This window comes from Pseudophaeobacter profundi, from assembly GCF_029697505.1.
Taxonomy (GTDB): Bacteria; Pseudomonadota; Alphaproteobacteria; order Rhodobacterales; family Rhodobacteraceae; genus Pseudophaeobacter; species Pseudophaeobacter profundi.
On the sequence record NZ_JARJEF010000077.1, the window covers coordinates 1 to 453 of the forward strand.

The 453-nt window shown below is 53.9% G+C and carries 1 protein-coding gene; it reads left to right on the plus strand.

Features of this window, described 5'->3' with window-relative positions; all coding sequences use genetic code 11:
• A partial coding sequence (locus P2081_RS20340; RefSeq protein WP_278924610.1) for a hypothetical protein occupies positions 1-412 on the plus strand: 412 nt, incomplete at its 5' end.
• Positions 413-453 lie beyond the last annotated feature (41 nt).

Sequence of the window (453 nt, forward strand, 5' to 3'; positions counted from 1 at the left end):
CCAGCATCCACTAAACATGAGGACCTCCGTGCTTGTTGCTTCCTTCGCCCTTCTGGCTGTTGCTCTGTTGGAGTGCACAACCCCTGTTTGTGCCGCAACCATCGCAACCAAGTCCTCTGACAAGTCTGCATTCGCCAAGAACGCTGCCAACTCTGCAGAGAGCGCCTCCAAGATCGTGAAGAAGGACGGACTCGGTAACCTGTACGCCAAGGAAACCGCCGCCTCATCTGGCAACACCAGCGCTTCCGCTGGCGCATCTCAGAGCGACAATGAGTTGGTCTACGATGACTGTGGCAACGCCATCTCTAAACAATCCTCCTCCAAGTCTCTGTCCTCTTCTACCTCTTCCTACGACAACTCTTCCTCCAAGGAAGTCGCTGTCGCCGCTCCTCCTCCTTGTGGCTGCAAGTAAGCTCAAACATCTGCTGACTAACGGTCGTATCTTGTAATAAA